The following is a 24,749-nucleotide window of genomic DNA, read 5'->3' on the forward strand; positions in this document are numbered from 1 at the left end:
CCGGCACGGTCGAGAGGCCGCGCCTTGAGTTGCAGCTTGGGGGGCTGAGGGGAGCGCGGGCGCCGAACAAGCGGAATCCATTCTATCGGCCATTGCCGGTTTATTGCGGCGATGCAGGATCTGCTTTTCCTTCGGAAGAGCCCCGGGCGGCAACGTCTGGAGGCATGGGGACAAACAAAGAGAGTGAGGAAAAATGATTAAACGTGGATTGAAGACCGGTCTGATGGCTGCTACCGCGGCCGCCATGACCATCACTGCCTGGACAACAGTGGAGGCCGCCGAGACCTGGAAGATCCAGTCGCTGTGGCAGCCCGGCACAGTCAATCAAAAGGTGTTCGTGCGCTTCGCCGAAAACGTCAAGGCCATGACCAAGGGCCGGTTGGTTATCACGCCGATGCCGGTGAAATCGGTGGTGGGACACACCGAGACGCTGGAAGCCGTGGGTGCCGACATTCTTCAGGGCCAGCACTCGGGCGGTGCCTACTTCGCCGGCAAGGAGCCCGGCCTGCAGATCTGCACCGAGCTCAACGGCGCTTTCGAAACCACCTACCAGTCACAGCTTTGGTTCGAGTACGGCGGAGGCACCGAGCTTTGCCGTGAGGCCTATGCCAAGTTCAACGTCTTCTACGTCGGTCCGGTCTGGTTCGGCCAGGAATCCATGCCGGCCAAGAATCGGCTGGAGACGGTGGCATCCTTCAAGGGCGTCAAGATGCGCGCACCTGAAGGCATGGGCGCTGCCATTTGGCGCCGCATTGGCGCCGGCGTCGTGACGCTGCCCGGCAGTGAAGTGTTCACCGCCCTCGAGCGCGGCGTCATCGACGCCACCGACTGGGGCACGCTGGGTATGAACCAGGATCTGGGCTATCACAAGATCGCGCCCTTCCCCCTCTATCCGGGCTTCCATTCGGCTCCGGCGGCGGACGTGGCCATCAACATGAAGCGTTGGAATGGCCTGTCGGCTGACGTCAAAGCCATCATGGTCACCGCCACCAAAGAGTTTGCCCGCGACATGGTGCAGAGCATCATCATGGTCGACATCCAGGCGGCCGAAGATGCCGTCAAGCAGGGTGCCACGCTGGTCAACTGGAGCGCCGAAGAGCGCACCAAGTTCCGCAAGATCGCCATGATCGAGTGGGATGTCTTTGCCAACAAGAGCCCGATGGCCAGGAAGCTGGTCGACAGTCAGGTAGCCTTTTTGCGCAAGCTGAAACTGGTTGACTGAGCGCTCCTGGAGCGATTGGTAATGGTGTAATTCAGGAAGGTGGGGGCCTCGTGCCCCCACCTTTTCTTTTGTCAAATCCACTAGGGCGGCATTCCTTTCATGGAAAAACTCAACCCCATTGACAGACTATCCATATTGATGGGCGAAAAGCTGAGCATCGTTTTCCTCGTCAGCGTCATCATCACGGCCTACGAGGTGTTCATGCGTTACGGCCTCAACGCCCCCACCATCTGGGTCCACGACAGCGCTGCGGCGCTCAGCGCCACGGGCTTCATCATGTCCGGCGCCTACGCCCTGCAGCAGGACCGCCACATGCGTATCAGCGTCGTCTACGATATCGCACCGTCTGAGATCAAGAAGATCCTGGACCTTTTGAACTCCATCATCATCATCGCCTTTCTGGTCCTGCTCACCTACACCACGATCGACCAGGCCATTCCCTCGCTTGAGGTCATGGAGACCAGCGCCCACGCCTGGGACGTACCCATTCCGGCCTACCTCAAATCGTTGATGGTAGTGGGTTCTGCGGCCATGTTGGCGCAGTCCCTGGTCCAGTTTTGGGCTCAAGTTCGGCGTTGGGTGTGAGGTCGTCCCCATGAGCATTGAAATTATCACGCTGATCATGTTGGGGGCCATGATCCTGCTGATGGTCATGGGTCTGCCTTTGGCCTTCGTTACCGGCATCATCGCCTTCGTCTTCGCGCTGACGCTGTTCGGCCCCATGGCTATGACGCTGATCGCCAGCCGCATCTATTCCTTCGTCAGTGTCTATGCCCTTGTCGCCGTGCCCATGTTCGTGCTGATGGCATCGATCCTCGAGCGATCGGGCGTGGCCGCGGATCTCTTCAAGGCCATGCACGTCTTCGCCGGGGGCCTGCGCGGCGGCCTGGCGGTGCAGACCATGGCCGTGGCCGTGCTGATGGCGGCCATGACCGGCATCATCGGCGGCGAGATCGTGCTGCTGGGTCTGGTGGCGCTGCCCCAGATGCTGCGCCTCAACTATGACCGCAAGCTGGCCATCGGCACCATCTGCGCCGGCGGATCATTAGGCACCATGATCCCGCCCTCGATCGTGCTGATATTCTTCGGCCTCACCGCCGGCGTCTCGATCGGCGATTTGTTCATGGCCACCATCATTCCGGGGCTGCTGCTGGCCTCGCTTTACGTCGCCTACATCCTCATCCGCTGCTACATCAATCCCGACCTGGGGCCGCCGGCCCCAGCCGATGAGCGCGACATGCCGCTCAGCGAGAAGCTCAAGCTGGTGCGTGATGTGATGCTTCCCCTGATGGTCGCAGGCACGGTTCTGGGCAGCATCTATGGCGGCATCGCCTCGGTCAGCGAGGCCGCCGGCATGGGCGTCGTCGGGGTCATCATTACGGCCTGGATCCGCAAGGAACTGACCTGGGAAATGATGCGGGGAGCGCTGCACCAGACCATGATGACCTGTGGCGTCATCCTCTGGCTGACCTTTGGCGCCAACGCCCTGATCGGCGTCTACAACCTGATGGGCGGCATCGAATTCGTCAAAGGCCTGATCACCGGCCTGCCCTTTGCCCCCATGGTCATTATCCTGATCATGATGGCCATTTTGATTCTGCTGGGCTTCTTCATCGACTGGATCGGCATCATGCTGCTGACCATGCCGATTTTCGTGCCCATCATCATCGGATTTGGCTACAGCCCGATCTGGTTCGGCATTCTGTTCTGCATGAACATGCAGATCTCCTATCTCTCGCCGCCGTTTGGGCCGGCGGCTTTCTACCTCAAGGGGGTGGCGCCCCCGGAGATCAGTTTGCAGGACATCTACACCTCGCTGTGGCCGTTCATGATCCTGCAGGTCATCGGCTTAGGCTTCGTGATGTACTTCCCGATACTGGCGTTGTGGCTGCCTGCCCTGGTCTACGGCAACTGAGGTGACCGCCAGCCGAATTCGCGACATCGACTTCGTCGGTCTCGAATTCGTACTGCCCGCGGACAAGGCCTACGGCATGGCCAAGGCGGCCATTGCGCGCCGCCAGATCTCGCTCGTGCGCCTGACCACCGAGGACGGCACCACGGGCGTCGGCGAGGCCTTCGGGGCGGCCGGCGTCACGGCCGCCTACCTCGAGCTGCTGCGCGGCTATTTCCTGGGCCAGGACCTCTACGACAATGCGCTGATCCGCAACCGCATCTTCGCCCGGCATTACCATCTGGGCCTGGAGAACCAGCTCGTCACTTGCCTCGGTGCCATCGACGTGGCCATCTTCGACGCGCTGGGCAAGCAGCTCGGGCAGCCGGTCTGCAAGCTGCTCGGCGGCCGGGCTCGCGGCCACTTGGTGGCTTATGCTTCGGACGGATATTTCACCGAAGATCCCGGCAATCAGCTTGGCGACCAGCTCGCCGGCCTAGAGGGCCAGGGCTTCCAGGGCGTCAAGATAAAAGTCGGGCGCGGTGCCGCCGAAGACCAGACGCGGGTGGCGCTCTCACGCGAGGTGCTGGGCGACGAGATTCTGCTGCTGGTCGATGCGAATACCTCCTATACCCCGGCCCAGGCCCTGGAAAGCATGCGGCGCATCGCGCCTTACGACATTCACTGGTACGAGGAGCCGCTGATGCCGCGTGACGTGGCCGGCCTCGAGTGGCTGCACGACCGCGCCCCCATGCCCATCGCCAGCGGCGAGGCGCTTTATACGGTTCACGGTTTTCGGCCGCTATTGGAATCCGGCTGCCTCGACGTGGCCATGCCTGACATTGCCATCTGTGGCGGGCTCAGCGAAGTGCGCGCGATCGCCGATCTCTGTGCCCTCCATGGCGTCCGCCTCTCGCCCCACGTCTGGGGCTCGGGCGTCGGCCTGGCCGCGGCGGTCCACATGGCGGCAGCGCTCCCGGACCACCCCCACGCCTGGCCCGAGCCCTGTTTGCTGGAATACGACATCGGCGAAAACGCGTTACGTGACGAAATTCTCAAACGACCCCTGGCCCTGAAAGACGGCTTGATGCCCGTGCCCGAGGCACCGGGCCTGGGCACCGAGCTCGACGAAGCGGCGCTGGAGCACTACGCCGTCGACAGCGACCACGCCGCCAACTGGTTTTCGTAGCTGGAAAAAGATCATGAGCAAGATCGAAGCCGTCGATTTCTTCTATCTCCGCATGCCCGAGGTGCTGGACATCTCGGACAACAGCCAGGACGTCATCCTGGCCCGCGTCAGCGCCGGTGGCGACGTCGGTTGGGGCGAATGCGACGCCTCGCCGCTGGTCACCATCGCCAGCTTCGTGGCGCCCATGTCGCACCTCTCGTGCCACCCCATCGCTACGCCTGTGCTGGGGCAGACGCTCGATGATCCCGCCGACATCGCCGCCATCAACCGCGAAGTGCGGGCCCGCAGCATGGACGTGCTGCAGCATTCCCACACTCTGGCCGGCATCGATTCGGCGCTTTGGGACCTCTTGGGCCGGCGCCGCGGCGAGCCGGTGTGGTCGCTGCTGGGCTACGACCGGGCCGAGCCCAAAACGCCCTATGCCTCGCAGCTATTCGGCGATACCCCGGCCCAGACCCTGGAGAAGGGCCGGGCGCGGCGTGACCAGGGCTTTCGCGCCGCCAAGTTCGGCTGGGGCCCCTTCGGCCACGGCAGCGTCGAGGTCGACGCCGAGCATCTGGCGGCGGCCCGCGAGGGCCTGGGGCCGGACGGTATTTTGCTGGTCGACGCCGGTACCGTCTGGGTCGACGACTACGAGGCCGCGGCGGCCCGCCTGCCGGCCCTGCAAGAGGCCCGCGCCACCTGGTTCGAGGAACCTTTCGTTTCGGCCGCGCTGGAGGAATACAGCCGCCTCTCGGCGGCCGGCGGCGCCGTCAAGACGGCCGGCGGCGAGGGCGCCCACAACACCTACATGGCCAAGCACATGATCGACTATGCCGGCATCGGCTTCATCCAGATCGATGCCGGCCGCATGGGTATTTCCGACGCCAAATGGGTGGCCGATTACGCCCAGGCCCGTGGCGTCACCTTCGTCAACCACACCTTCAATTCGCACCTGGCGCTGAGCGCCTCGATGCAGCCCTTCGCCGGGCGGGCGGACGACGAGCTTTGCGAGTATCCGGTGGAAAACAAGCCAGTGGCCCGCGAGGTGACGAAAAACCGCATCGAACGCGCCGCCGACGGCAGCGTGCGCGCCCCCGAGGCCCCGGGCTTGGGCATCGACATCGAGCCGGCCGCTTTCGAGCGCTTCCTGCTCGACGTGGAAATCCGCATCGATGGCGTCACGCTTTATGGCACGCCGGAGATTCCGACGCGGTAGAATCCCGCCATGAGCGAGCGCGAAGTTTACGACGTCGCCATCGTCGGGGCCGGCCACAACGGCTTGGTCTGCGCCGCCGGCGCCCACCCCGGCGGCGGCGTCACGGGCGCGCCCGGCCACAACGCGGCGCGCGAAATCATCAAGGACTTCCGTCGCGGCCGACTCAAGCGTTAGCCCGCATTTCCCACCGGGTCACGGCTCAACGTGGAAGAACGCCGGCTCGATTTCCCGAGGGCCGGCGGGAAGTGATGGCATTGGCCGCGCCGCCGGCAGCCGATTGAACGGACTCCAACAGCTCCGGCAGCGCGCCAACGCGCGCTGCCGTTCTGTTGCCTCTTGGGCTTATCAGGAACCTGCCGGACGTTGCCCGGCGGCGGCCTTCAGTCGCTCTTGTCGGCCTTGGCCAGGGCCTGCACGGTCTCGCGCAGCATCTTGCGCAGCCGGCGATCCTTGATCTGGTAGTAGGCCCGGACCAACTCCAGGGTTTCGCGCCGGGTGTAGCGCGTCTCTTCGTCGGCACCGGCGTTTATGTCGTCGATCTCACGGGGTACCGGTCCGACCTCGGCCGGCATGTCGTCGAAGAAGAAGCTGACGGGGACGTTGAGGATCTGGCTGAACTGAAAGAGCCGGCTCGATCCGATGCGGTTGGCGCCGCGCTCGTATTTCTGGATCTGCTGAAAAGTCAAGCTGACCGCGTTGCCGAGCTTTTCCTGGCTCATGCCAAGAAGGGTCCGGCGCAAGCGCACGCGACTACCGACATGAATGTCGACGGGGTGAGGATTCTTTGCCATCCGGGGTTTCCAAAAGTGAGGGGGTGTGCTGCCCATCGAATCGCACAGAAATGGATGGATTTCAAGTGCTGGCTGCAAAAATCCCGCCCTAGCGGGCAAATATATTCTTCATTTTGGACCTATTGCAGCGTGCTCGGCGCCTGCAACGGAGTGGCTTGGGCCGGCAGCAATTCGGCATGGGCCAAATCCTCGGCCACTTGCGCCGCCACTTCGAGGAAATGGGTCAATTCTTCGTGCCCCAGTTTCTGGCTTTCGTAGTGCAGCAAAAAGAGCGTCTGCGTCACCTCGGCGATCGTCAGGGATTCGGTGCCGTCGAGATCCCGGTCGTCGTCAGTGGTGGTCATGGCTGATACCTCGTGAAAATCCGGAAACGGTGCGAGCCGGTGGCCAGGCGGCGGTGTGCCCGCTTTGGGCCGCCAATACCTCGTCGGTGGTCAGAACGGGCGCGTAGATCGAGATCACCTCGAGCACCCAGCGAAGGCTCTCCCGCTCGTCGCCGAGCTCGGTGCGCCGGGCCAGCGAGGCGTCGCCCACGAAGGCCAAGGCGTGGCCGCGGTGGAAGGCGTCGACCAGCGTCGAGAGGCAGCAGGCCTGGGCCTCGAAGCCCATCAGATAAACTTGATTGTGAACCGCGCTTTCCATCAGGCGGACAAATTCGGAGGCCGAATAACAGGACAGGTTTTCCTTGGTGAAGACCATCTCATGGCCCCGCGGCTCGAAGCCCTCGACGAAGCGCGACCATTCCATGGTGGCGTTGAAGAGGTGGCTGTCCTGCAGGTGGCGGACATGGGCCACCGGCCAATTCTGGGCTCTGGCGTGGGCCAGCAGGCGGCGGCAGTTCTGCAGCGCCGGCTCGATGCCGCGAAGGTGCAGGGGCCGGCCCGGCGTGACGTACTCGCGCTGCACGTCGAGCACCACCAAAAGCGGCGTCTGGCCCGGTCGGCTACGGTATCTCGCCATGCTCGAAATCCCGTCTTATCCGGTCGGATTGGTCGGGCTGCGCTCGGCCGAGCGCTCGAGTATGCCGGGTCGGTCGAAGTCCCCTTCAGGGCGCAGCAGTAGATGGGGGTCGCTGTCCTGGTCGAGCACCCGCCGGCTGGGTGCCAGTTCGATCACCATGGAGACGTATTCGTGGTCGGAAAAATGAAAGATGCGGTTGCTCAGGGGCTGGAAACCGGCCTTTTGCCAGTGCGGCACCAGGCGGCGCTGGGCGTGCACGTGGACCCGGCGATAGCCCTTGCGGCGGCAAAGTTCGAAGCCTTCGTCGAGGATCGTCTTGGCGACGCCTGAGCCGCGAAAGGCGCGCATCACCGTCATACGCTCGGCCTTGGCGAAGCCGGCGAACCAGCGCAGCCTGAGGCAACCCACCGGGCGGCCGTCGACCCGCCCCAGGATGTGGGTCGAGGTGTAGTCGTTGCCGTCGAATTCCTCGTCGTAGGGGCATTCTTGCTCCGCCATGTAGACCACCGAACGCACGGCGAAGGTCTGCATCAGCTCTTCCGCGTCGCGCACCACGTTGGCGGTGACGCTGGCCTTGACGCTGGCGTCGATGGCGGCGGTCTCAGGCGATGGGCACAAGCGAGCCTCCCTGGTTCTGGTATTTGCGCAAACCCTCGCTTGGGCCGACCCGCACCTCGACCTCGCCGGCTCCGGCCGCGATTTGCTCCAGCGCCTGGGCCACGGCGCTGGCGGTCAGGCCCTTTTCGCCGTCGCGGATGGCGGTCGCCGAGACGCCGTCGCGGCGCAGGAAAGGAAGCGGATAGATCCAACCGCATTCGTCCATGATCAGGCGCGCGTGCATGCCGCCGGCGTCGCTGCCGTGCAGGCCGTGCAGCGCCACCCCGGGATGGGTCCGGCGAATTTCCGCGACGACGCCGAAATAGCCCTTCTCGGCGTAGGTATCGGCCATGTAGGCAACCTCGACGCGGTCGCCCAGGCCCGCCTCCTCGATGGCCAGGCGGATCAGATGCCAACGCGTCTCGGGCGCCAGGAAGGCGTTGCCGGTGGGGAAATAGTCGGCGTGGATATCGGCGCGGGCGGTGGTTTCATAGACCTGGAAACCGCGGTCGTGGCGCGCTACGCGGATCTCGCCGCGGCGCAGCGCCCGGACGTGCAGCCAGGGCACGCCGGTGGGATGGACGATGACCTTTTCCAGCCGGCGCTCATCCAGGGCGCGGCGGATGAGTTCGAGATGCGAGTTGTGGAAGGGATTGAAGGTGCCGAAAAAGAGGCCGATGCCGCGGCGCGGGAAGCAGAGAGCACGCAGATCCGACAGCAGCCCCAGGCCGAAGATGACGATGCCGAAGCCGATGCCGCTGGCGAGAAAGATCTCGCGCGCCACGCTGAGCCCGGCCGTGGCCAGGGCCGTCACCACGACGTTGGCCGAGAGCCCGATCAGCACGTTGAGGTAATAATCACCGATGCGGCGTTGAAAGAGGAAAACGCCGAAATACTGCGCGCCCTGCGAGGCCAGCGTGGTGATCACGGCGGCGCCCAGCAAGCCGCCCACCGTGGCAATGCCCTCGGCGCGGATGGCGCCGCCGGCGACGAGCACCGCCAATCCGGCCCAGTTGAAGGCGAACTGGGCGCCGAAGCGGGCCAGGCGGCCGGCGCTGATGCGCGCGGTCAGGGCATTCGCCCACTCCTCGATGCGGCTGCTGAGCCGGGCAAAGGTGGTCAAAAAGGCGGCCACGAATAGCGCCGTGCCGATCAGGGCGGGATTGCCCCAAGCGCTGTGGGCAAAGGCGTAGGAGACGTACATCAATGCACCCATGCATATCGCGATGCGAGTGGATGGGCTACGATAGTTCGCTATTATTAGGCGCATGACGGTGTTCCACACGGCCGGATTGGTTCTGACTCAGGCCTTTCCTCCAGTCATGAGATATGAGACGGTATTGTTAGCCGTTAACGGAATGCCCAATCGCGCAGAGCAAGTATGCAAAAACGCATGTTACGAAACGATCTCAACAACTGGGACGGCATTCGCTTTTTTCTCGCAGTGCTAGAAACCGGAAGCTTCAGCGGCGCCGCTGAGCGCCTCAAAGTCGACCAGACCACGGTCGGCCGGCGCCTGGCCGAAATGGAGAAGCGGCTGGGCGCCAAACTCTTCGACCGCCACGGCAAGGGCATGCGGCCGACGCCGGCGGCTCGTGGCATGGCGGAACAGGCGGGCCAGATGGCGGCGGCCGCCGCCACCATCGAACGCCGGCTCTCGGGTATCGACGGTGAGATGGCGGGTATCGTCCGCATCGCCGTCACCGAAGGTCTGGCTTCGGGCTGGCTGACGCCGCAGCTATTGGATTTCCAGCTCGCCCACCCCAGCATCCTGCTCGAGGTCATCAGCGGCGATCAGCCGCTCGATCTCGGCATCCGCGAGGCCGACGTGGCGATCCGTCTGGTGCGGCCCGAGGCGCCGCAGATCGTCGCCCAGCGCATGGGGGTGATGCGCTTCGCGCTCTATGCGGCGCCGGCCTACGCCAACCTCTTCGGCCTGCCCCGCAGCATCGACGAGCTATTCCAACATCGCCTGGTCGACCACACCGGCTATCACGCCGCCTCCTCGCTGGGGCCCTGGCGCGAGATCGCCAGCCGCCACGAACACGTGGTCTACCGCACCAATTCCTCCTACGCCTACCAGCGCGCCATTTCCGCCGGCCTCGGCATCGGCATGCATCCCACCTATACGCCGAAGATCTTTCCCGACCTGCTGGCCGTGCCGGTCGAGCTCGAGATGCAGACCGAAATCTGGCTGATCTCGCACGAGGAGACCAACCAGGGCGTACGCACCCGCACCGTCATCGATCACATCCGCGAGCTCTTCCGCCGCGACCAGGCAGCCTGGTTTTCCTGAAGCCCGGGATTTTTTCCCGAGCGCTATTGATCCATGGGAAGCGCGGCGATCACGGCGTCGATCTCGTCGGAAGTGTTGACGCCGTGGATTGAGACGCGCACGGCGCCTTCGCGCAAGGATATGAAGATGCCGGCATCACGCAGCCGTTCCTCGATGCTTTCGGGCGAATGGTGCTCGCTCGTGAAGCAAACGATGCCGGCGGCTTGCCTCGCGGGCTGGGGCGAAAGGGGGCCGTATCCCTTGCTCTCCAAGCCCTCGATCAGGCGCTGGGCCAGGCAGGTGGCGTGGTCGTGGATGGTGGCGACGGTGGTTTCTTCGAACAGCTCCAGCGCCGCCTCGCAGGCCGCGGCGTGGGCAAAGCTCAGCGCGCCGGCCTCGAAACGGCCGGCGTCGGGGCGCAGCGGCCAGTCGTATTCGGTCCACGATGCGCCCGGTCGGACGTGGCTGCCGTGGCCCACTTCGTTGAGCTCGAGCTCGTCAAATCGGTCCTTTCGAACGTAGAAAAAACCGAAGCCGATGGGTCCGCAGAGCCATTTATGGACGCCCGCGGCCATGTAGTCGATGGGTGTCTGGGAGACATCGAAGGGGGCGATGGCCAGGGCCTGGATCGAATCCACGGCCAGGCGAATGTCGCGTCCCTGGCAGAATTCCGAAAGCGCCCCCAGGTCGATGCGGTAGCCGTTGGTGAACTGCACGGCACTGATGGCGATCATGCGCGTGTGCTGGTCTGCGGCAGCGGCGAAATCGTCCACCGAGAGCGTGCCCTGCGAGGGCTCGACGAAGCGCACCTCCATGCCCTTGCGCTGGGCGTGCAGCCAGGGATAGACGTTGGCCGGAAACTCCATCGTGCCGACCAACACGTTGTCACCCGAACGCCAGGGAAAGCCGCTGGCGATGGTGCTGACGCCCTCGACGGTATTGCGCAAAAAGGCGACCTCGCCGGCCTCGGCCCCGATCAGCCTGGCCGTCAGTTGGCGCAGGCGGTCGAGCATGGGCTTGGCCTCGTGGACGATGCCGTCACCCAGCCGCGCCTGTTCGGCCATGGCGGCACTACCGGCGGCCACCGCCACCTCCGGGATCAGGCCGATGGAGGCCCAGTTCATGTAGGCCTTGTCGTTGAGGGCGGGGAAATGCTGTCTCAGTTCTTGCGGGGTCATGGCGCTCCGTCCGCCGGCTCAGCCGGCATTTCTATTCCGCCGCGCTGGCGTCCGGTTCGTCGCTCTTGAAGCGCTCCAGCAGCAGGTCGCGCTGGGCCAGGGTGGCAATCCGGTTCTTCTCCTTGACCGGACCGAAGCCGCGGATCTGTTCGGGCAGCGCCGCGATCTCGACGGCCAGGGCATGGTTGTCCTCGCGCAAGCCCTGCAGCAACGCCGCCACGGTCTCTTCGTAGTCGCCGATCAGCGCCCGTTCGGCGCGGCGCTCGGCGGTCCGGCCGAAGATGTCCCAGGGGCCGCCACGCAAGCCCTTGAGGCGGGCCAAGAGGCGGAAGAGGCCGAACACCCAAGGCCCATAGGCCCGCTTGCGCAGCTTGCCGGTCACCGGATCGGGCCTGGAGATCAAGGGTGGTGCCAGCATCACCTCGAGGCGCTCGACGCCCTCGAAGGTGGCCGCAATGCGGCCTGCGAAAGCGGGATCGGCGTAAAGCCTGGCCACCTCGTATTCGTCCTTGATGGCCAGCACCTTGAAGTAGCCCCGCGCCACCGCCTCGGCCAGGCCGGAGCGGCCCTTGGCCTGGCGGCTCTCGGCGGCCTGGGCCCGGGCCACCAGGTTGGCATGGCGCCCGGCCAGGTCGGCGTCCTGGTAGGCCGTGAGGTGGGGGCTGAGCCGCGCCATGGTTTGCTCCAGCGTCTCCGGCTTTTGTCCCTCCCCGCCATCCTCCAGGGCGCCATCCGGGGCGGCCAGGCGTTCGACGGTCTGGCGGTCGACGGCGGCCCAGCGGCCGAGCCGGAAGGTGAGCTGGTTTTCTTCCACCGAAACGCCGTTGAGCTCGATGGCCTTGAGCAGCGCTTCCTCGCCCAGCGGCACCAGGCCTTGCTGCCAGGCATAGCCCAGCATGAAGATGTTGCCGGCGATGGCGTTGCCCACCAGGGCCTCGGCGATGCCCGTGGCGTCGAGGAATTCGCTGTTCTCGGCGCCCACCGCCTCGCGAATAGCCTGCATCGAGATCTCGGAGGGGAAATCGAGGTCGGGGTTGACGGTGAAGGCGCCGGTGATGGTGCGGCGGCTGTTGACCAGCGCCCGCGAGCGCTGGGGATCCAAGGGCGCCAGCGAGGCCGGCTCGGCCGCCACCAGCAAATCGCAGCCCAGCAGCACGTCGGCGGCGCCGGCGTTGAGTCTGGTGGCGACGATATCCTCGCGGCGGGCGGCGAACTGCACGTGGCTGACCACGGCGCCGCCTTTTTGCGACATGCCCAGCGAATCGACGATCGAGGCCGCCTTGCCCTCGAGATGCGCCGCCATGCCCATGAGCGCCCCGATGGTGACCACGCCGGTGCCGCCGACGCCGGTAATGAACATGCCCCAGGGGCGATCCTCGAGCGCCGGCAGCTCGGGTGCCGGCAGCTCGGCCGGGATGCCGGCGGTTCTCGGTAGGCGCTTGCGCAAGCCGCCGCCACGGACCACGACGAAGCTCGGGCAGCCGCCCTTGGCGCAGGTATAGTCCTTGTTGCAGCCCGACTGGTCGATCACGCGCCGCCGCCCCAGCGGCGTCTCGATGGGCACCACCGAGAGGCAGTTGGAAAGCGTATGGCAGTCGCCGCAGCCATCGCAGACGTCGGGGTTGATGAAAATGCGCTTGGCCGGATCGGGATAGCTGCCGCGTTTGCGCCGGCGCCGCTTTTCGGCGGCGCAGACCTGGTCGTAGACCAGCACAGAAACCCCGGGCACTTCACGCAGCTCGCGCTGCACTTGGTCGAGCTCGTCGCGGTGGCGCACCTGGACGCCGCTGGCGAAGCCGGCCGAGGCGCCGTAGCGCGAGGGGTCCTCGACCACCACGAAGATGCGCTCGACGCCCTCGGCCCGCATCTGGTTGGTGATCATGGGCACCGAGAGCGGGCCGTCGATGGGCTGGCCGCCGGTCATGGCGGTGGCGTCGTTGAAGAGGATCTTGAAGGTGATGTTGACCTCGGCCGCGATGCAGGCCCGGACGGCCAGCGAGGCCGAGTGGTAGTAGGTGCCTTCGCCGACGTTGGCGAAGATGTGCGGCAGGTTGCTGAAGGGCGCCTGGCCGATCCAGGGCGCGCCTTCACCGCCCATGTGGGTGGGCAGCGAGGTGCAGTCGTCGCGCATCACGGTCATGTAGTGGCAGCCCACCCCGGCCATGGCGCGGCTGCCTTCGGGGATCTTGGTCGATGAGGCGTGCGGGCAGCCGGGACAGAAGAAGGCGGTGCGCTTGACGCCGCTGGGCGGTGTGTTGAGGGGCCGCGCCTTCTCGGCCAGGAACTCCAGGCGTTGCCGCATGGACGGGCAATCCAGGAACGGCTTCAGGCGCCCGGCCACGACCTCGGTGACGCGGTCGGTGCTGACCTCGCTGTTGGGGCTCATCAGGATATTGCCGTCCGGATCGCGCCGCCCGGTGACGCGGGGACGGCGGGCGTCGGGCAATTCGTAAAGCGCGTCCCGCACCTGCACCTCCATCAGCCGGCGCTTTTCCTCGACCACCAGGACCTCGTCGAGTCCCTCGGCGAATTGGCGCACCAGATCCAGGTCCAGCGGCCAGGGCATGCCGATCTTGAGCAGGCTGACGCCGGCCTCGGCCGCCATGGCGTCGTCGATGCCGAGATCGCGTAGTGCCCGCCGCACGTCGAGGTAGGACTTGCCGGCGGCGATGATGCCGAGGCGCGGCTTAGGCGCAGCAATGGCGACACGGTTGATGGCGTTGGCCCGGGCAAAGGCAATGGCGCCGGGGAGCTTCAGGTTATTCTGCCGTTCCTCGCTCTGCAGCCAGGGGTCGGGCCAGCGGATTTCCACGTCCTGGGGCTCGAGGGCCGGTTCGGGCAGCACGATTTCGCCCTGCTCGACGGCCAGGTCGACGGTGCCCGAGCTGTCCATCAAATCGGCCAGCACCTTGAAGCCGATCCACGAGCCGGTATAGCGCGACATGGCCCAGCCCTTGAGGCCGAACTCCAGCATGTCGGCGATGTCGGCGGGGTAGAGCACCGGCATCATCAGGTGCATGAAGATGGGCTCGCCGTGGGCCGCCGTGTCGGTGGACTTGAGCGCGTGGTCGTCGCCCACCACCGCCAGCACGCCGCCGTGGCGCGCCGTGCCGGCCAGATTGGCGTGGCGCATGGCGTCGCCCGAACGGTCGATGCCGGGGCCCTTGCCGTACCAGATGCCGAAGACGCCGTCGTACTTGCCGCCCTCGTGGATGTTGATCTGCTGGCTGCCCCAGAGGCTGGTGGCGGCGATGTCCTCGTTGACGCCGGGCCGGAAATGTACGTGGTGCTGCTCCAAAAGCTCGGGCATGCGCCAGAGCTCGCGATCGACGGCGCCCACCGGCGAACCGCGGTAGCCGGAAATGAAGCCCGCCGTATTGAGGCCGGCTGCCAGGTCGCGCCGGCGCTGCACCAGGGGCAGGCGCACCAGCGCCTGGGTGCCGGTGAGAAAGACGGTGCCGGTCTCGGCCGTGAACTTGTCGTCGAGGCTTACGCTGCGGAGTGACATGGGATCCTCTTTGCTTGCCGAGAGCCATGATAGCGCCGCCTCCCGGCCTCATGCTAGCCTCCCCGCCGACCCCAACGGAGGAAGAGACCCATGAGTTACGAGAGCCTGATTTACGAGAGCCGTGGCCAGGTGGCCTGGATTACGCTCAACCGGCCCGAGGCGCTGAACGCCATGAACGCGAGCCTGTTGGCCGAGCTGCCGGCCGCCGTCGCCGCCGCCGATGCCGATCCGGACGTCTGGGTCATCGTGCTCACCGGCAAGGGCCGTGCCTTCTGCGCCGGGGCCGATCTCAAGAATGTTTTGCGTGTGATGAATTCCGACGACCCGGGCGCGGTCAGGCGCTTCTTCGAGGAGGCGTCGGGCGCCTTCGCCCGCATCGAGGCCTGCAACACGCCGATCATCGCCGCCGTCAACGGCATCGCCGCAGCCGGCGGGCTCGAGCTGATCCTGTCCTGCGACCTGGTGGTGGCGGCGGAGAGCGCCCGCATCGGCGATGCCCACGCCAATTATGGCGTCATCCCCGGCGGCGGCGGCACCGTGCACCTGCCCATGAAGGTGGGCCCGACCCGGGCCAAGCAGCTTCTCTATACCGGCGATCTGCTGCCGGCGGCGACGCTTCTGGACTGGGGCCTGGTCAACGAGGTGGTGCCCGACGACCAGCTCGAGGCGGCGGTGACGGCCCTGGCCGAGCGGCTGGCGGCCAAGAGCCCGCTGGTGCTGCGGCGCATGAAAGAACTCGTAGCCGACAGCCGCGATGCCTCGTTGGGCTCGGCCCAACGCGCCGAGATCAAGATCTGGGAGGCGCATTGCAAATCCGCCGACGTCTTCGAGGGGCTCAACGCCTTCAGCGAAAAGCGCCAACCCGTCTATAGCGGTAAGTGACATGCAGCCCTATCGCCTGGGTGGCATCGAAATCAGTCGCGTCGTCGAGACCGAGGACCCCTTCCTGCCGCTGCTGGAAATCTTCCCCGAAGCCAGGCCCGAGGACGTCGAGGCCAACCGCCACTGGCTCGAGCCCCGGGCATTGACGCCCGAGGGCGTCATCATCATCCCTGTGCAGTCCTACATCGTACGCACTAGCCGTCACCTGATCGTCATCGATACCTGCGTCGGCAACCACAAGTCCTACGACGGCATGCCCGGCTGGAAGGACCGCCGCCAGACCACCTGGATGGACAACCTGCGCGCCAGCGGCATGGCGCCGGAAGAGGTCGACTACGTTTTCTGCTCGCACCTGCACGTCGATCACTGCGGCTGGAACACCAGTTTCGTCGACGGCCGTTGGGTGCCGACTTTCGCCAACGCCAAATACGTTTTCTCGCGGCCCGAATACGAATCCTCCGAACGCAGCGGAAGCTCGGTCTTCCAGGAAAACGTCCAGCCCATCATGGAGGCCGGCCAGGGCGTGCTGGTGGACATGGACTATGCGCTGGACGACGAGGTCTGGCTCGAGCCCACACCCGGCCACACCAAGGGCCACGTGGCCGTCAACCTGGCCTCCCAGGGCCAACGCGGCGCCATGTGCGGCGACCTGATCCACAGCCCCATCCAGTGCCTGCACCCGGAATGGAGCCCCAAATTCGATCGCGATCCCGAGCAGGCGCGCCAGACCCGGCGCAAGTATCTGGAGAGCCACGCCGACAATGGCGACCTGGTCATGACGGCGCATTTCCCGACGCCTTCCATGGGCCACGTCGTCAGCCGTGACCAGGCGTTCTGGTTCGACTACGTCGCGTAGCATCCTCTCCCTCCAGAGCGGGAGGGAAGGATGGGGGGGTGTGTTGTTGGTGTTTTTTCCCGATGCAGCGCCCCGGCCGTAGCGGCATCGAAAAAGGAATCACTCGCCGCTGGGCAGACCGGAAGCATGGCTTCCGGTCGCAGGGAAAGCGTGTGGAGCCGCCGCCGTCTCAAGTGGCCACTCACTCTGTTCGCTGGGCCACTTGACCCGGTCGTCTGCGAGCCCTCTTTGGAGAGGCCCGCGCGCGATATCTTTCACTTGCCTCGCTATCCCCGTTCCAGCCGGTCCGGCACCTCGCCAATCGATCCTAGCATCGCATCGGCGCGGGAGAAATCGGATCCGGCGTTGAGGTCCGTGGGGATCACCCAACAGCGCAAGCCCGCCGCCTTGGCAGCCACCAAGCCGCGTTCGCTGTCCTCGATGACCAGACATTCGGCAGCGGGAACTCCGGCGCGCTCGAGGGCGCGGCGGTAGGGCTCGGGATCGGGTTTGGTCTTTTCGCAGTCGTCGCCATCGACAACAAAATCGAAGTAGCGCCCGAAACCCGTACGCTCGTGGATGATGGCGAAGTGGTCGCGGTGCGAACTGGTCACCACGCCGACGGTCAGGCGGCCATGGAGCGCCGCCAGCACCGTCTCGGCGCCGGTGATTTCGATGTCCTCGCTGCGCAGCAGCGACCCATAAAGCGCGTCGCGCTGGCGCTTGATATCCTCGATGCTGCGGATCGAATAACCGGTATCGGCCAGCAGGTGCCAGGCGCCCAGGTTCTGGCGCAGGAAGTATTCCTGGAAGGATTCGCGTGTGAGCTCGACGCCATGCGTCGCCATGGTCTGGCGGGTGGCTTCGAAATAGAGACGTTCGGTGTCGACCAGCACGCCGTCGTTGTCGAAAAAAACGCTACGGATCATTCGAAGCGCGGGTAGGCGCCGGCGATGCCGGGCTCGCTGACAGGCTCGACCGGGGCGAGGTACGAGGCGTCGAGCTGATCCAACGCCGTCACGCCCAGCAGCCCCATGGCGGTGACGATTTCCTCTTCCAGGATCTCCAAACACCGCAGCAGCGCCGCCTCGCCGCCGGCCGCCAGGGCCCAGACCTGGAGCTTGCCCAGGCCCACCGCACGAGCCCCAAGGGCTATCGCCTTGAGGATGTCGGTGCCTCGCAGGAAGCCGCCGTCGATGACCACCTCCGCCTGATCGCCCACGGCTTCGACGACCTCGCCCAGCATCTCGATGGTGCCGCGGTTGTGGTCGAGCTGGCGGCCGCCGTGGTTGGAGACGTAGATCACGTCGACGCCGTGCTCGACGGCGATGCGGGCGTCCTCGGCGGTGGCGATGCCCTTGAGGATGATCGGCATCTCGAGCTTGCGGCGCAGGCGCTCCACGGTCTTCCAGTCGAGCTTCGCGAGCTCCGCCGATTCGTCGATGGGCGAATGGCGGCGAAGCACGAAACCGTTCAAGAGGTCGCGCTCGCGCCGGCCATACTTCGCCAGGTCGACGCAGATGCAGAACCCCTGGCAGCCGGCGTCGACGGCGCGCTGGGCCTGGGCGTCGACCCAGTCGGCGTCGCCGCGCACGTAAAGCTGGAAGGCGATGCGGCCGGGCGAGAGCGCCGCCACGTCCTCGATCTCGGGCTCGTTGATGCAGCTCTTCATGGTCAGAATGCCGAAGCTCTCGGCGGCCCGGATCTGGTTGGCGATGCCGCCGTCGGGCCAGATAAGTTGCATCAGCCCGACCGGCGCGAAAAAGACCGGGATGCGCAAATCGCAACCAAGAAACGTCGTCGAGGGATCGACATCCAATACATCGCGCAGTACCCGCGGCCGAAACGCCAGGCGGTCCAGCGCCTGGCGGTTGCGCCTGAGCGTGGTCTCCGATTCGGCGCCGCCCGAGACGAAATCCCACATCACCGGGTCCATGCTCTGGCGCGCCGCCATGGCGATCTCCTGCAGTGTCAGCATGGACTGGATGGGATCCTCGGTATTTTCTTCCTGCGCCATCGCTGGTGCCCCCTCGAATTCCGGCCGGCTAATCTGGCATCCTTCGCGGCCCAAAACAAGACGGGTCCTGGCGGCTTGCCGGCGAGACTTTCAAAGCCCACAATCCGGCGCCATGGAGGCCGAAACGAGCAAAGCCGAGCGCTGGCAGCGCTACTACCAGGAGACCGGTGCCCGGCCGCCGCGCGAGACGTTGCTGTATGCGCTGGATCGCTTCGCCGAGGAAGGACGCGGTCCCGGCTTCGGCGTCGACCTCGGCTCCGGCAACGGCCGCGACACCGTCGAACTCTTGCGCCGGGGCTGGCGGGTATTGGCTGTCGACGCCCAAGAGGCCGCCATAGCCGGCCTGGTCGAGCGGCCGGATTTGCCGGCTGCGGGCGAACTCGAAACCCTGGTCTCGCGCTTCGAGGCGGCCGAGTGGCCCAAGGTCGACCTGGTCAATTCCAGTTTCGCCCTGCCGCTCTGCCCGGCCGCGGATTTCCGCACCACCTGGCGGCGTATCAAAGCCTCGCTCAAGCCCGGTGGCCGCTTCTCCGGCCACTGGTTCGGCCCCTTTGATGACTGGGCCGATGATCCCACCATCACCCACCTCGAACGCAGCCAGGCCGAAGAGCTGCTGGCCGGCCTAGAAATCGAGCACTTTCGCGAAGAAGAAGACGACACGGTAACGCCCCGGGGCCAACCCAAGCACTGGCACATCTTCCACATCGTGGCCCGCCAGGGGGCAGCGTGACGGCGCCCGCCGGGGATTGGGTCGAGCCGGCGCTGCACCAGCGCGCGGCCTCGCGGCTGTTGCTGCTCGATGCCGCCCGCGGCGTCGCCATCCTGATGATGGTGGCCTACCACCTGGCCTGGGACCTGACGGCCTACCGCCTGGTCGAGGTGCCGCTCTACGACAGTTTTTTCTGGCTGGCCTTTCGTTCCTTCATCCCGACCTGTTTTCTCATAATCGTCGGCCTCAGCCTGGTGCCGGCCTATGCAAAGGGCGTTCAGGCCACCAAGCTGGCGAAACGCTTGGTTTTGGTCGGCGGCGGCGCGGCGCTGGTCAGCCTGGCCACCTGGTTCAGCTATCCCCAGACCTGGATCTTCTTCGGCGTGCTGCATTCGATCGCTGTCGCCAGCGTGCTGGCGCTGCCGCTTATCCGGGCACCCTATTGGATTTTGTGGCTGCTCGGCTTGGGCGTCCTGGCGGCGCCCTATTTCCTCGCCTATCCCGTCTTCGACGTACCCTGGCTCTGGTGGCTGGGGCTGGTCGAGGTCTGGCCCCCGACCAACGATTACGTGCCCATCTTCCCCTGGTTCTCGGCCGTCATCGCCGGCCTGGCGCTGGGGCGGCTCTGGTTCGCGAACGGCCCGCCGCCCTGGCTGGCCTGGCGAGCCCCGGGCTCGGCCGGCGCAGTGCTCGACTTCCTGGCCTGGGGCGGGCGTCATGCGCTTGCCATCTACCTTTTGCACCAGCCGATCCTGCTGGGCCTGGTCTGGATGCTCTACGTGGCTCTCACGGGCGAGAGCGGCGGCGGTTTCTTGGGGCGCTAAAAAGAAAAACTGTTGAAATCGGAAAGATGACAACTTACTTGTCATCTTGACAATATGATTGTCGTAAATCCGATGAGGTTCCGCCATGACTTCGCACACCGTCAGCTCCGCCGACCACGCGCACGCCGTGGTGCGCCCGCCGCGCCTCTACCTGGCCGCCCTTATCGTGGCTTTCGCCCTCGACTGGTGGTGGCCCACGACTTTCCTGCCGGCCGGCAGCGCCTGGCCGCTGGGGGCGGTCTTGTTCGCCGCCGGCGTCGCCATCATGACCGTTGCCGTGCGCCAGTTCCGCCGCGCCGGCACCAACGTGCCGACGGTCGAGCCCACAATGGCCATCGTCAGCGACGGCCTCTAAGTGCGTGGGCGGGGGAGTTATGCGCGCTTCATTTCGGTCTGTCGCGTGGGCCGGCAGGACCTCGGGCGCTGGCTGGGACGAAACGGCTGGGCCGTGGCCTATCGGCGCTATTCCCGCGATTACGTCGGCGCGGAAGCGGCGGCGCGGGCCGCCGGCCTGGGGCTTTGGTCGGGATCCTTCGTGATGCCCTGGGACTGGCGGCGGGGAAAAAATCCGGAAATTCTATTCTGAACCCAATTTACGGACTGGTTCCCTTCCTGGTCGGGGGGACACGAACCGAATTGCGGGCAATTCGGATCATGTCCCTTTCAGCCTAACCGCGGTAGCTGGCGGCCTCTTCGAACATCGCCACGACGTTCTCGGGCGGCACGTCGGGCTGGATGTTGTGCACGGAATTAAGCACGTAGCCGCCGCCGGCACCTAGCGTGTCGATGATGTGGCGGACGTTTTCGCGCACCTCGTCCGGTGTGCCGAAAGGCAGCACGTGCTGGGTGTCGATGCCGCCCCAAAAGGTCAGGCGGTCGCCGTACTTTTTCTTCAAACTCGCCGGTTCCATGTTCTTGGCCGCCACCTGGACCGGGTTGAAGCCGTCGATGCCCATCTCGATGAGATCATCAAAGAGCGCCTCGACCGAACCGCAGCAGTGATAGGTGAGCTTGGCGCCGCGGTCCTTGACGGCGCCGAACATGCGGGCGTGGCGGGGCTTCACCAGCTTGCGGTAGATCTCTGGGCTGAAAAGCGTGGCCTGTTGCGTCGCCATGTCGTCGCCGAAAAAGACCAGATCCACCAGGTCGCCGACCTCGTCGAGCGCGTTGTGCGCCACCTTGACCCAATGGTCGGCGACGATGTCCATCATGCGAGCCGTGTATTCGGGATGGCGGTGCAGGTCCATCAGCCAGTCGCCGTAGCCGCGCACGAACTGGCAGCAGTGGACCACGCCGACGGGCAAATTCAGCATCACGGCGCAGTCCGTGTCGTGCAGCTTCTGGGCCTTCTCACGCAGGCCTTCGTAATAGCCCGGGTTGTCCGGATCGGGCCAATCATGGGCTTCGAGGTCGGCCATCTCCGGGGTCTTGTTGTAGAACGGGCCGTCGACGTTGATGTAGGGGTGGACGTCGCGTTTCTCCCAGGTCGTGCCCCATTCGTCGATGTAATGGTCGTCATCGAGGCGCTTGCCGCCGCCGCCCTGGTAGGCGCCCAGGCCGAGGAATCGGGTGTCGACGTTGAAGCGCTCGAGGATGGCGTCGTCGGGGATGACGGTGCGCGAGCGCGCCACGGCCGTTCCCGGTTCCGTGGTGATGCCCAGGTGCTTGCGCAGGCGTTCGTAGGCCGTGAAGTATATTGTCGTGGCGATGCCGCCGCCGAAATCGATCGGCGTGCGGTCGGTGGGCCGGCGTTCGAGGGCGGCAATGATGCGTTCGCGGGAGGTCATTTCGCTCATGGTTCCGTTCCCCTTCTAAAGTCCCAGCAGCGGCGGCAGGCCGGCCAGCGTGGTGATTTCGGCGTCGGGTTGGCCGGGCATGCGCTCGGGCTTCTGGCCGTAACGGTTGACCCAGACCACCTGGTAGCCGAAGGCCGAGCCGGCATAGGCGTCCCAACTGTTCGATGATTGGAAGCAAATCTCCGAGGCGCTGCCGCCCAGCCAGTCGACGGCGAGCTGGTAGACTTTGGGGTCGGTCTTGAAGACGCCGACCTCTTCCACCGAGAGCACGGCATCGAGGAGGTCGCCGATGCCCGCCCCACCGACGGCGGCCGCCAGCATGTCGGGCGAGCCGTTGGACAGGATGGCGGTCTTGAGGCCGCCGGATTTGAGGCGCTCGAGCGTCTCCGGCACCTCCTCGAAGGCGTCGAGCTCCAAATAGCAATTGAGCAGGCGGTCGCGCAGCGCCGCGTCATCGAGGCCGAGACTGTCCATGGCGTAGTCCAGGGCTTCGCCGGTGACCTGCCAGAAGTCGGCGTGCCTGCCCATCAGGCTGCGCAGCCAGGTGTACTGCAGCTGCTTGTCGCGCCAGGCCGCCGACAAGGGGTTCGCCTGGTCGCCCAGGGCATCGCGGCAACTGGCCGTGGCGGCGTTGAAATCGAAAATCGTACCGTAGGCGTCGAACACGCAGGCGCCGACGTTTTGGATGGTCGCTGCGGCCATGTCCCCTCCTGATCCGCGGTCTTCCGGCGGCCGCGCCGGGGGCCACGGGGTGAGCTTGTTGGCGCCCTTCTTGGACCCCTGCGGCGCAATGACCGACCCTTGTCAGGGCATTGCCAGGGCACTGATTGACTTCCCCGGGGCGCCCCAATAGCCTAATATATCAGACGGCGATTTCCTGTATACGGCAATCACCGAACTGGAGCGATCGCCTCGTTATGCCTTGGCGGTCTCTAGGGGGGAAAGGGCGGGCTGGCGGCGCCGCCGCCGGCCTTGCATTTGGGGCAGCAACTGAGTCAACAGGGAGACGACTCGTGAACAAACATATCTTCAAGGCGACGCGCCTTGCCGGGCTGGCCATCCTCTCCGGCGCTCTGCTGGCGGCAGCCACCACGGCCGGCGCCCAAACCAAATGGAAACTGGCCAGTGCCTGGGGCGGCGGACCGCTCCAGGAGCTTGGCGCCAAGGGCTTTGCCGCCAACGTCGAGATGCTGACCAACGGCGGCATCAAGGTTCAGGTTTTCCCCTCCGGCACCTTGGGCAAATCCTTCAAGGTGACCGAAACCGTCAAGAACAATGTGGCCCAGGTCGGCCATCACTGGTCGGGCTACGACTGGGGCAAGGACACCACGGCGGTGGCCTTCGGCAGCTTTGCCGGTAGCATGGATGCGGAGCGCACCATCCACTGGCTCTACGAGGGTGGCGGCAAGGAACTTTGGGCCCAGTGGCGCGACGAGAAATTCGGCGTCGTCGGTTTCCCCTGCGGCATCCGCACGGCCGAAGCCTTCCTGCATTCGCGCAAAGCGGTGCGCACCATGGCCGACCTCAAGGGCCTCAAGTTCCGCACGGCCGGAGCCTGGCAGGCCATCTCCAAGCAACTCGGCGCGGCGCCGGTCAGCCTGCCTGGCGGCGAGGTCTACACCTCGCTCGAGCGTGGGGTCATCGACGCTACCGAATGGGGCACGCTTTATGAAAACATCTCAGTAGGCTTCCACAAAATCGCTAAGTACGTGATCATTCCCGGCGTCCACCAGCCGTCCGCACCCTTCGAGTGCATCGTCAACAAGGCGGCCTGGGGCAAGCTTTCGGCCCGCGATCAGGGTCTGGTGAAATTGGCCGGCAAGATGACGACCATCGATTTCTGGACCAAGGTCGGGCACGAAGACGCCAAGGCGCTGGACTTCTATCGCAAGGCTGGCAACGAAATCATCGAGCTCGATGAAAGCGTTCAGAAGGAAGTCAAGAAGATGGCCGTCAAGTGGGGCGACGATCAGGCGGCCAAGAACCCCTGGTTCGCCAAGGTCTGGAACGCCCAGAAGGCCTACGGCGTGTTGTGGAAAGACGCGGCGCGTTACCGCAATACCAAGGGCTGATCCGCAGCGTGAAACGAGGGGCGCCGCTTGCCGGCGCCCCACTTTCCCCCATAGCACTCCAGTAGCGGCTGAAACTTGGCACGGAATCCCATGCTGACCTTCGTGCGGCTTGGCGAGCGTTTGACCGGCAGCTTCGGTATGGTCGCTGCTTGGCTGATCGTGCCGCTGGTGCTGGCTACCGTTTTCGAGGTTTTTTCGCGCTACGTCCTGAACGATCCCACCATCTGGGCCTACGAGATCGGCTACATGGCCACCGGCACCAACTTCATGCTGGGCATGGCCTTCACGCTTCGCGAACGCGGCCACATCCGCATCGACGTGATCTATGCCCACTTAGATGAGCGAACCAAGGCAGTGGTCGATCTGGTGAGCTATGTGCTGTTGCTGTTGCCGCTGACCTTCTGGTTGACCCTCGATCTTTGGGACTATGCCTATGACGCCTATGTGATCGGCGAGGTGACCGGCGAATCGGCCTGGAATCCGCTGGTCTGGCCCTTCCGCTTGACCTTTTTCGCGGGCTTTGGCCTGCTCGTCGTACAGGGCCTGATGGAAACCATCAAGGTGATCTACTTCCTCTGTGGCTGGGAACTGGAAACTGCAGGCAGCACAGGGAGCTCAACGGCGGATGGGTGATTATCTTGGCCTGTTGATGTTTCCGGCCGTGCTGGCGCTGCTCTTCATGGGCGTCCACGTGGCCATCGCCCTGATGGGTGTGGGCTTTGTCTTTGGCCTCATCACCTTCGATACGGCGGTGATTCATCAATTCATACAGAAGATCGACTCCGTGGCGTCAAACTTCGTGCTG

Annotated in this window: 27 protein-coding genes; 16 read left to right on the top strand and 11 right to left on the bottom strand. The window is 65.2% G+C overall.

Going from position 1 to position 24,749, the window contains the following annotated elements:
* The first annotated feature begins 223 nt into the window (after positions 1-223).
* From QGG75_13040 to QGG75_13065, 6 genes are all read left to right on the top strand, one after another.
* Positions 224-1,222: a TRAP transporter substrate-binding protein gene (locus QGG75_13040; GenBank protein ID MDP6068156.1), complete on the top strand. Its 999-nt coding sequence runs from the start codon at positions 224-226 to the stop codon at positions 1,220-1,222.
* Positions 1,223-1,360: 138 nt separating this feature from the next.
* Positions 1,361-1,807: a TRAP transporter small permease gene (locus QGG75_13045; GenBank protein ID MDP6068157.1), complete on the top strand. Its 447-nt coding sequence runs from the start codon at positions 1,361-1,363 to the stop codon at positions 1,805-1,807.
* A gap of 10 nt (positions 1,808-1,817) precedes the next feature.
* Entirely contained in the window at positions 1,818-3,137 is a 1,320-nt protein-coding gene (locus QGG75_13050) for a TRAP transporter large permease subunit (GenBank protein ID MDP6068158.1), read from the top strand.
* A gap of 1 nt (position 3,138) precedes the next feature.
* On the top strand, positions 3,139-4,302 hold the full coding sequence (locus QGG75_13055; GenBank protein ID MDP6068159.1) for a mandelate racemase/muconate lactonizing enzyme family protein: 1,164 nt from the start codon (positions 3,139-3,141) through the stop codon (positions 4,300-4,302).
* Positions 4,303-4,315: 13 nt separating this feature from the next.
* Positions 4,316-5,500: a mandelate racemase/muconate lactonizing enzyme family protein gene (locus QGG75_13060; protein MDP6068160.1), complete on the top strand. Its 1,185-nt coding sequence runs from the start codon at positions 4,316-4,318 to the stop codon at positions 5,498-5,500.
* A 9-nt stretch (positions 5,501-5,509) separates the two neighbouring features.
* Positions 5,510-5,674 (top strand): hypothetical protein, encoded by a 165-nt coding sequence (locus QGG75_13065; GenBank protein MDP6068161.1) that lies wholly within the window; start codon positions 5,510-5,512, stop codon positions 5,672-5,674.
* 206 nt (positions 5,675-5,880) lie between these two features.
* Here QGG75_13065 and QGG75_13070 read toward each other — a convergent pair whose 3' ends face one another.
* The 5 genes from QGG75_13070 to QGG75_13090 form a co-directional block, all read right to left on the bottom strand.
* Positions 5,881-6,291, bottom strand: coding sequence for a helix-turn-helix domain-containing protein (locus tag QGG75_13070; protein ID MDP6068162.1), 411 nt, complete (start codon positions 6,289-6,291; stop codon positions 5,881-5,883).
* A gap of 119 nt (positions 6,292-6,410) precedes the next feature.
* Complete coding sequence (locus QGG75_13075) at positions 6,411-6,635, bottom strand: hypothetical protein (GenBank protein MDP6068163.1); 225 nt, start codon at positions 6,633-6,635, stop codon at positions 6,411-6,413.
* Positions 6,622-7,251 carry an isochorismatase family protein gene (locus tag QGG75_13080; protein ID MDP6068164.1) on the bottom strand — a complete coding sequence of 210 codons (630 nt, stop codon included), beginning with the start codon at positions 7,249-7,251 and terminating at the stop codon, positions 6,622-6,624. The genes QGG75_13075 and QGG75_13080 overlap by 14 nt, the downstream gene beginning before the upstream one ends.
* Before the next feature lie 15 nt (positions 7,252-7,266).
* Positions 7,267-7,869: a GNAT family N-acetyltransferase gene (locus tag QGG75_13085; GenBank protein ID MDP6068165.1), complete on the bottom strand. Its 603-nt coding sequence runs from the start codon at positions 7,867-7,869 to the stop codon at positions 7,267-7,269.
* Positions 7,853-9,064: a hypothetical protein gene (locus QGG75_13090; GenBank protein ID MDP6068166.1), complete on the bottom strand. Its 1,212-nt coding sequence runs from the start codon at positions 9,062-9,064 to the stop codon at positions 7,853-7,855. The genes QGG75_13085 and QGG75_13090 overlap by 17 nt, the downstream gene beginning before the upstream one ends.
* Positions 9,065-9,241: 177 nt before the next feature.
* Between QGG75_13090 and QGG75_13095 the strand changes: the two genes are divergently transcribed.
* Entirely contained in the window at positions 9,242-10,144 is a 903-nt protein-coding gene (locus tag QGG75_13095; protein MDP6068167.1) for a LysR family transcriptional regulator, read from the top strand.
* A 23-nt stretch (positions 10,145-10,167) separates the two neighbouring features.
* Here QGG75_13095 and QGG75_13100 read toward each other — a convergent pair whose 3' ends face one another.
* Both QGG75_13100 and QGG75_13105 read right to left on the bottom strand, forming a co-directional pair.
* Complete coding sequence (locus tag QGG75_13100; GenBank protein MDP6068168.1) at positions 10,168-11,301, bottom strand: aminotransferase class V-fold PLP-dependent enzyme; 1,134 nt, start codon at positions 11,299-11,301, stop codon at positions 10,168-10,170.
* A gap of 31 nt (positions 11,302-11,332) precedes the next feature.
* A complete protein-coding gene (locus QGG75_13105; GenBank protein MDP6068169.1) occupies positions 11,333-14,809 on the bottom strand; it encodes an indolepyruvate ferredoxin oxidoreductase family protein in 3,477 nt (1,158 codons plus the stop codon).
* 90 nt (positions 14,810-14,899) lie between these two features.
* On the opposite strand from QGG75_13105, the gene QGG75_13110 reads away from it, so the two are divergent.
* Positions 14,900-15,691, top strand: coding sequence for an enoyl-CoA hydratase/isomerase family protein (locus QGG75_13110; protein ID MDP6068170.1), 792 nt, complete (start codon positions 14,900-14,902; stop codon positions 15,689-15,691).
* A 1-nt stretch (position 15,692) separates the two neighbouring features.
* Positions 15,693-16,547 carry an MBL fold metallo-hydrolase gene (locus tag QGG75_13115; protein ID MDP6068171.1) on the top strand — a complete coding sequence of 285 codons (855 nt, stop codon included), beginning with the start codon at positions 15,693-15,695 and terminating at the stop codon, positions 16,545-16,547.
* Between the two features lie 266 nt (positions 16,548-16,813).
* Here the strand turns inward: QGG75_13115 and QGG75_13120 are convergent, their stop codons facing one another.
* Together QGG75_13120 and QGG75_13125 are read right to left on the bottom strand one after the other, a co-directional pair.
* Positions 16,814-17,455, bottom strand: a complete 642-nt coding sequence (locus tag QGG75_13120) for an HAD family phosphatase (protein ID MDP6068172.1) — start codon at positions 17,453-17,455, stop codon at positions 16,814-16,816.
* Positions 17,452-18,543: an alpha-hydroxy acid oxidase gene (locus tag QGG75_13125; protein MDP6068173.1), complete on the bottom strand. Its 1,092-nt coding sequence runs from the start codon at positions 18,541-18,543 to the stop codon at positions 17,452-17,454. Before QGG75_13125 ends, QGG75_13120 begins: the two co-directional genes overlap by 4 nt.
* 112 nt (positions 18,544-18,655) lie before the next feature.
* Between QGG75_13125 and QGG75_13130 the strand changes: the two genes are divergently transcribed.
* The 4 genes from QGG75_13130 (at position 18,656) to QGG75_13145 (ending at position 20,662) form a co-directional block, all read left to right on the top strand.
* Positions 18,656-19,273, top strand: coding sequence for a methyltransferase domain-containing protein (locus tag QGG75_13130; protein MDP6068174.1), 618 nt, complete (start codon positions 18,656-18,658; stop codon positions 19,271-19,273).
* Entirely contained in the window at positions 19,270-20,076 is an 807-nt protein-coding gene (locus QGG75_13135) for a heparan-alpha-glucosaminide N-acetyltransferase (GenBank protein MDP6068175.1), read from the top strand. Before QGG75_13130 ends, QGG75_13135 begins: the two co-directional genes overlap by 4 nt.
* Positions 20,077-20,161: 85 nt before the next feature.
* Positions 20,162-20,431 carry a hypothetical protein gene (locus QGG75_13140; GenBank protein ID MDP6068176.1) on the top strand — a complete coding sequence of 90 codons (270 nt, stop codon included), beginning with the start codon at positions 20,162-20,164 and terminating at the stop codon, positions 20,429-20,431.
* Positions 20,432-20,476: 45 nt separating this feature from the next.
* On the top strand, positions 20,477-20,662 hold the full coding sequence (locus tag QGG75_13145; GenBank protein MDP6068177.1) for a hypothetical protein: 186 nt from the start codon (positions 20,477-20,479) through the stop codon (positions 20,660-20,662).
* A gap of 82 nt (positions 20,663-20,744) precedes the next feature.
* Here the strand turns inward: QGG75_13145 and QGG75_13150 are convergent, their stop codons facing one another.
* Both QGG75_13150 and QGG75_13155 read right to left on the bottom strand, forming a co-directional pair.
* Complete coding sequence (locus tag QGG75_13150) at positions 20,745-21,872, bottom strand: uroporphyrinogen decarboxylase family protein (GenBank protein MDP6068178.1); 1,128 nt, start codon at positions 21,870-21,872, stop codon at positions 20,745-20,747.
* A 15-nt stretch (positions 21,873-21,887) separates the two neighbouring features.
* Complete coding sequence (locus tag QGG75_13155) at positions 21,888-22,574, bottom strand: haloacid dehalogenase type II (GenBank protein MDP6068179.1); 687 nt, start codon at positions 22,572-22,574, stop codon at positions 21,888-21,890.
* A 311-nt stretch (positions 22,575-22,885) separates the two neighbouring features.
* On the opposite strand from QGG75_13155, the gene dctP reads away from it, so the two are divergent.
* The 3 genes from dctP to QGG75_13170 all read left to right on the top strand — a co-directional run.
* On the top strand, positions 22,886-23,944 hold the full coding sequence (gene dctP / locus QGG75_13160) for a TRAP transporter substrate-binding protein DctP (protein MDP6068180.1): 1,059 nt from the start codon (positions 22,886-22,888) through the stop codon (positions 23,942-23,944).
* A 75-nt stretch (positions 23,945-24,019) separates the two neighbouring features.
* Positions 24,020-24,577 (top strand): TRAP transporter small permease subunit, encoded by a 558-nt coding sequence (locus QGG75_13165; protein ID MDP6068181.1) that lies wholly within the window; start codon positions 24,020-24,022, stop codon positions 24,575-24,577.
* Positions 24,570-24,749 (top strand): C4-dicarboxylate ABC transporter permease (locus QGG75_13170; protein ID MDP6068182.1); only part of this gene is annotated, 180 nt, incomplete at its 3' end. The genes QGG75_13165 and QGG75_13170, both read left to right, overlap by 8 nt.

It is taken from the genome of Alphaproteobacteria bacterium, assembly GCA_030740435.1.
Classification (GTDB): domain Bacteria; phylum Pseudomonadota; class Alphaproteobacteria; order UBA2966; family UBA2966.

Bases quoted from the DNA above. Each gene is read 5' to 3' on its own strand.
- QGG75_13040 (MDP6068156.1), top strand. From the start codon at position 224: ATGGCTGCTACCGCGGCCGCCATGACCATCACTGCCTGGACAACAGTG.
- QGG75_13045 (MDP6068157.1), top strand. From the start codon at position 1,361: ATGGGCGAAAAGCTGAGCATCGTTTTCCTCGTCAGCGTCATCATCACG.
- QGG75_13050 (MDP6068158.1), top strand. From the start codon at position 1,818: ATGAGCATTGAAATTATCACGCTGATCATGTTGGGGGCCATGATCCTG.
- QGG75_13060 (MDP6068160.1), top strand. From the start codon at position 4,316: ATGAGCAAGATCGAAGCCGTCGATTTCTTCTATCTCCGCATGCCCGAG.
- QGG75_13065 (MDP6068161.1), top strand. From the start codon at position 5,510: ATGAGCGAGCGCGAAGTTTACGACGTCGCCATCGTCGGGGCCGGCCAC.
- QGG75_13070 (MDP6068162.1), bottom strand. From the start codon at position 6,291: ATGGCAAAGAATCCTCACCCCGTCGACATTCATGTCGGTAGTCGCGTG.
- QGG75_13075 (MDP6068163.1), bottom strand. From the start codon at position 6,635: ATGACCACCACTGACGACGACCGGGATCTCGACGGCACCGAATCCCTG.
- QGG75_13080 (MDP6068164.1), bottom strand. From the start codon at position 7,251: ATGGCGAGATACCGTAGCCGACCGGGCCAGACGCCGCTTTTGGTGGTG.
- QGG75_13090 (MDP6068166.1), bottom strand. From the start codon at position 9,064: ATGGGTGCATTGATGTACGTCTCCTACGCCTTTGCCCACAGCGCTTGG.
- QGG75_13095 (MDP6068167.1), top strand. From the start codon at position 9,242: ATGTTACGAAACGATCTCAACAACTGGGACGGCATTCGCTTTTTTCTC.
- QGG75_13100 (MDP6068168.1), bottom strand. From the start codon at position 11,301: ATGACCCCGCAAGAACTGAGACAGCATTTCCCCGCCCTCAACGACAAG.
- QGG75_13105 (MDP6068169.1), bottom strand. From the start codon at position 14,809: ATGTCACTCCGCAGCGTAAGCCTCGACGACAAGTTCACGGCCGAGACC.
- QGG75_13110 (MDP6068170.1), top strand. From the start codon at position 14,900: ATGAGTTACGAGAGCCTGATTTACGAGAGCCGTGGCCAGGTGGCCTGG.
- QGG75_13115 (MDP6068171.1), top strand. From the start codon at position 15,693: ATGCAGCCCTATCGCCTGGGTGGCATCGAAATCAGTCGCGTCGTCGAG.
- QGG75_13120 (MDP6068172.1), bottom strand. From the start codon at position 17,455: ATGATCCGTAGCGTTTTTTTCGACAACGACGGCGTGCTGGTCGACACC.
- QGG75_13125 (MDP6068173.1), bottom strand. From the start codon at position 18,543: ATGGCGCAGGAAGAAAATACCGAGGATCCCATCCAGTCCATGCTGACA.
- QGG75_13130 (MDP6068174.1), top strand. From the start codon at position 18,656: ATGGAGGCCGAAACGAGCAAAGCCGAGCGCTGGCAGCGCTACTACCAG.
- QGG75_13140 (MDP6068176.1), top strand. From the start codon at position 20,162: ATGACTTCGCACACCGTCAGCTCCGCCGACCACGCGCACGCCGTGGTG.
- QGG75_13150 (MDP6068178.1), bottom strand. From the start codon at position 21,872: ATGAGCGAAATGACCTCCCGCGAACGCATCATTGCCGCCCTCGAACGC.
- QGG75_13155 (MDP6068179.1), bottom strand. From the start codon at position 22,574: ATGGCCGCAGCGACCATCCAAAACGTCGGCGCCTGCGTGTTCGACGCC.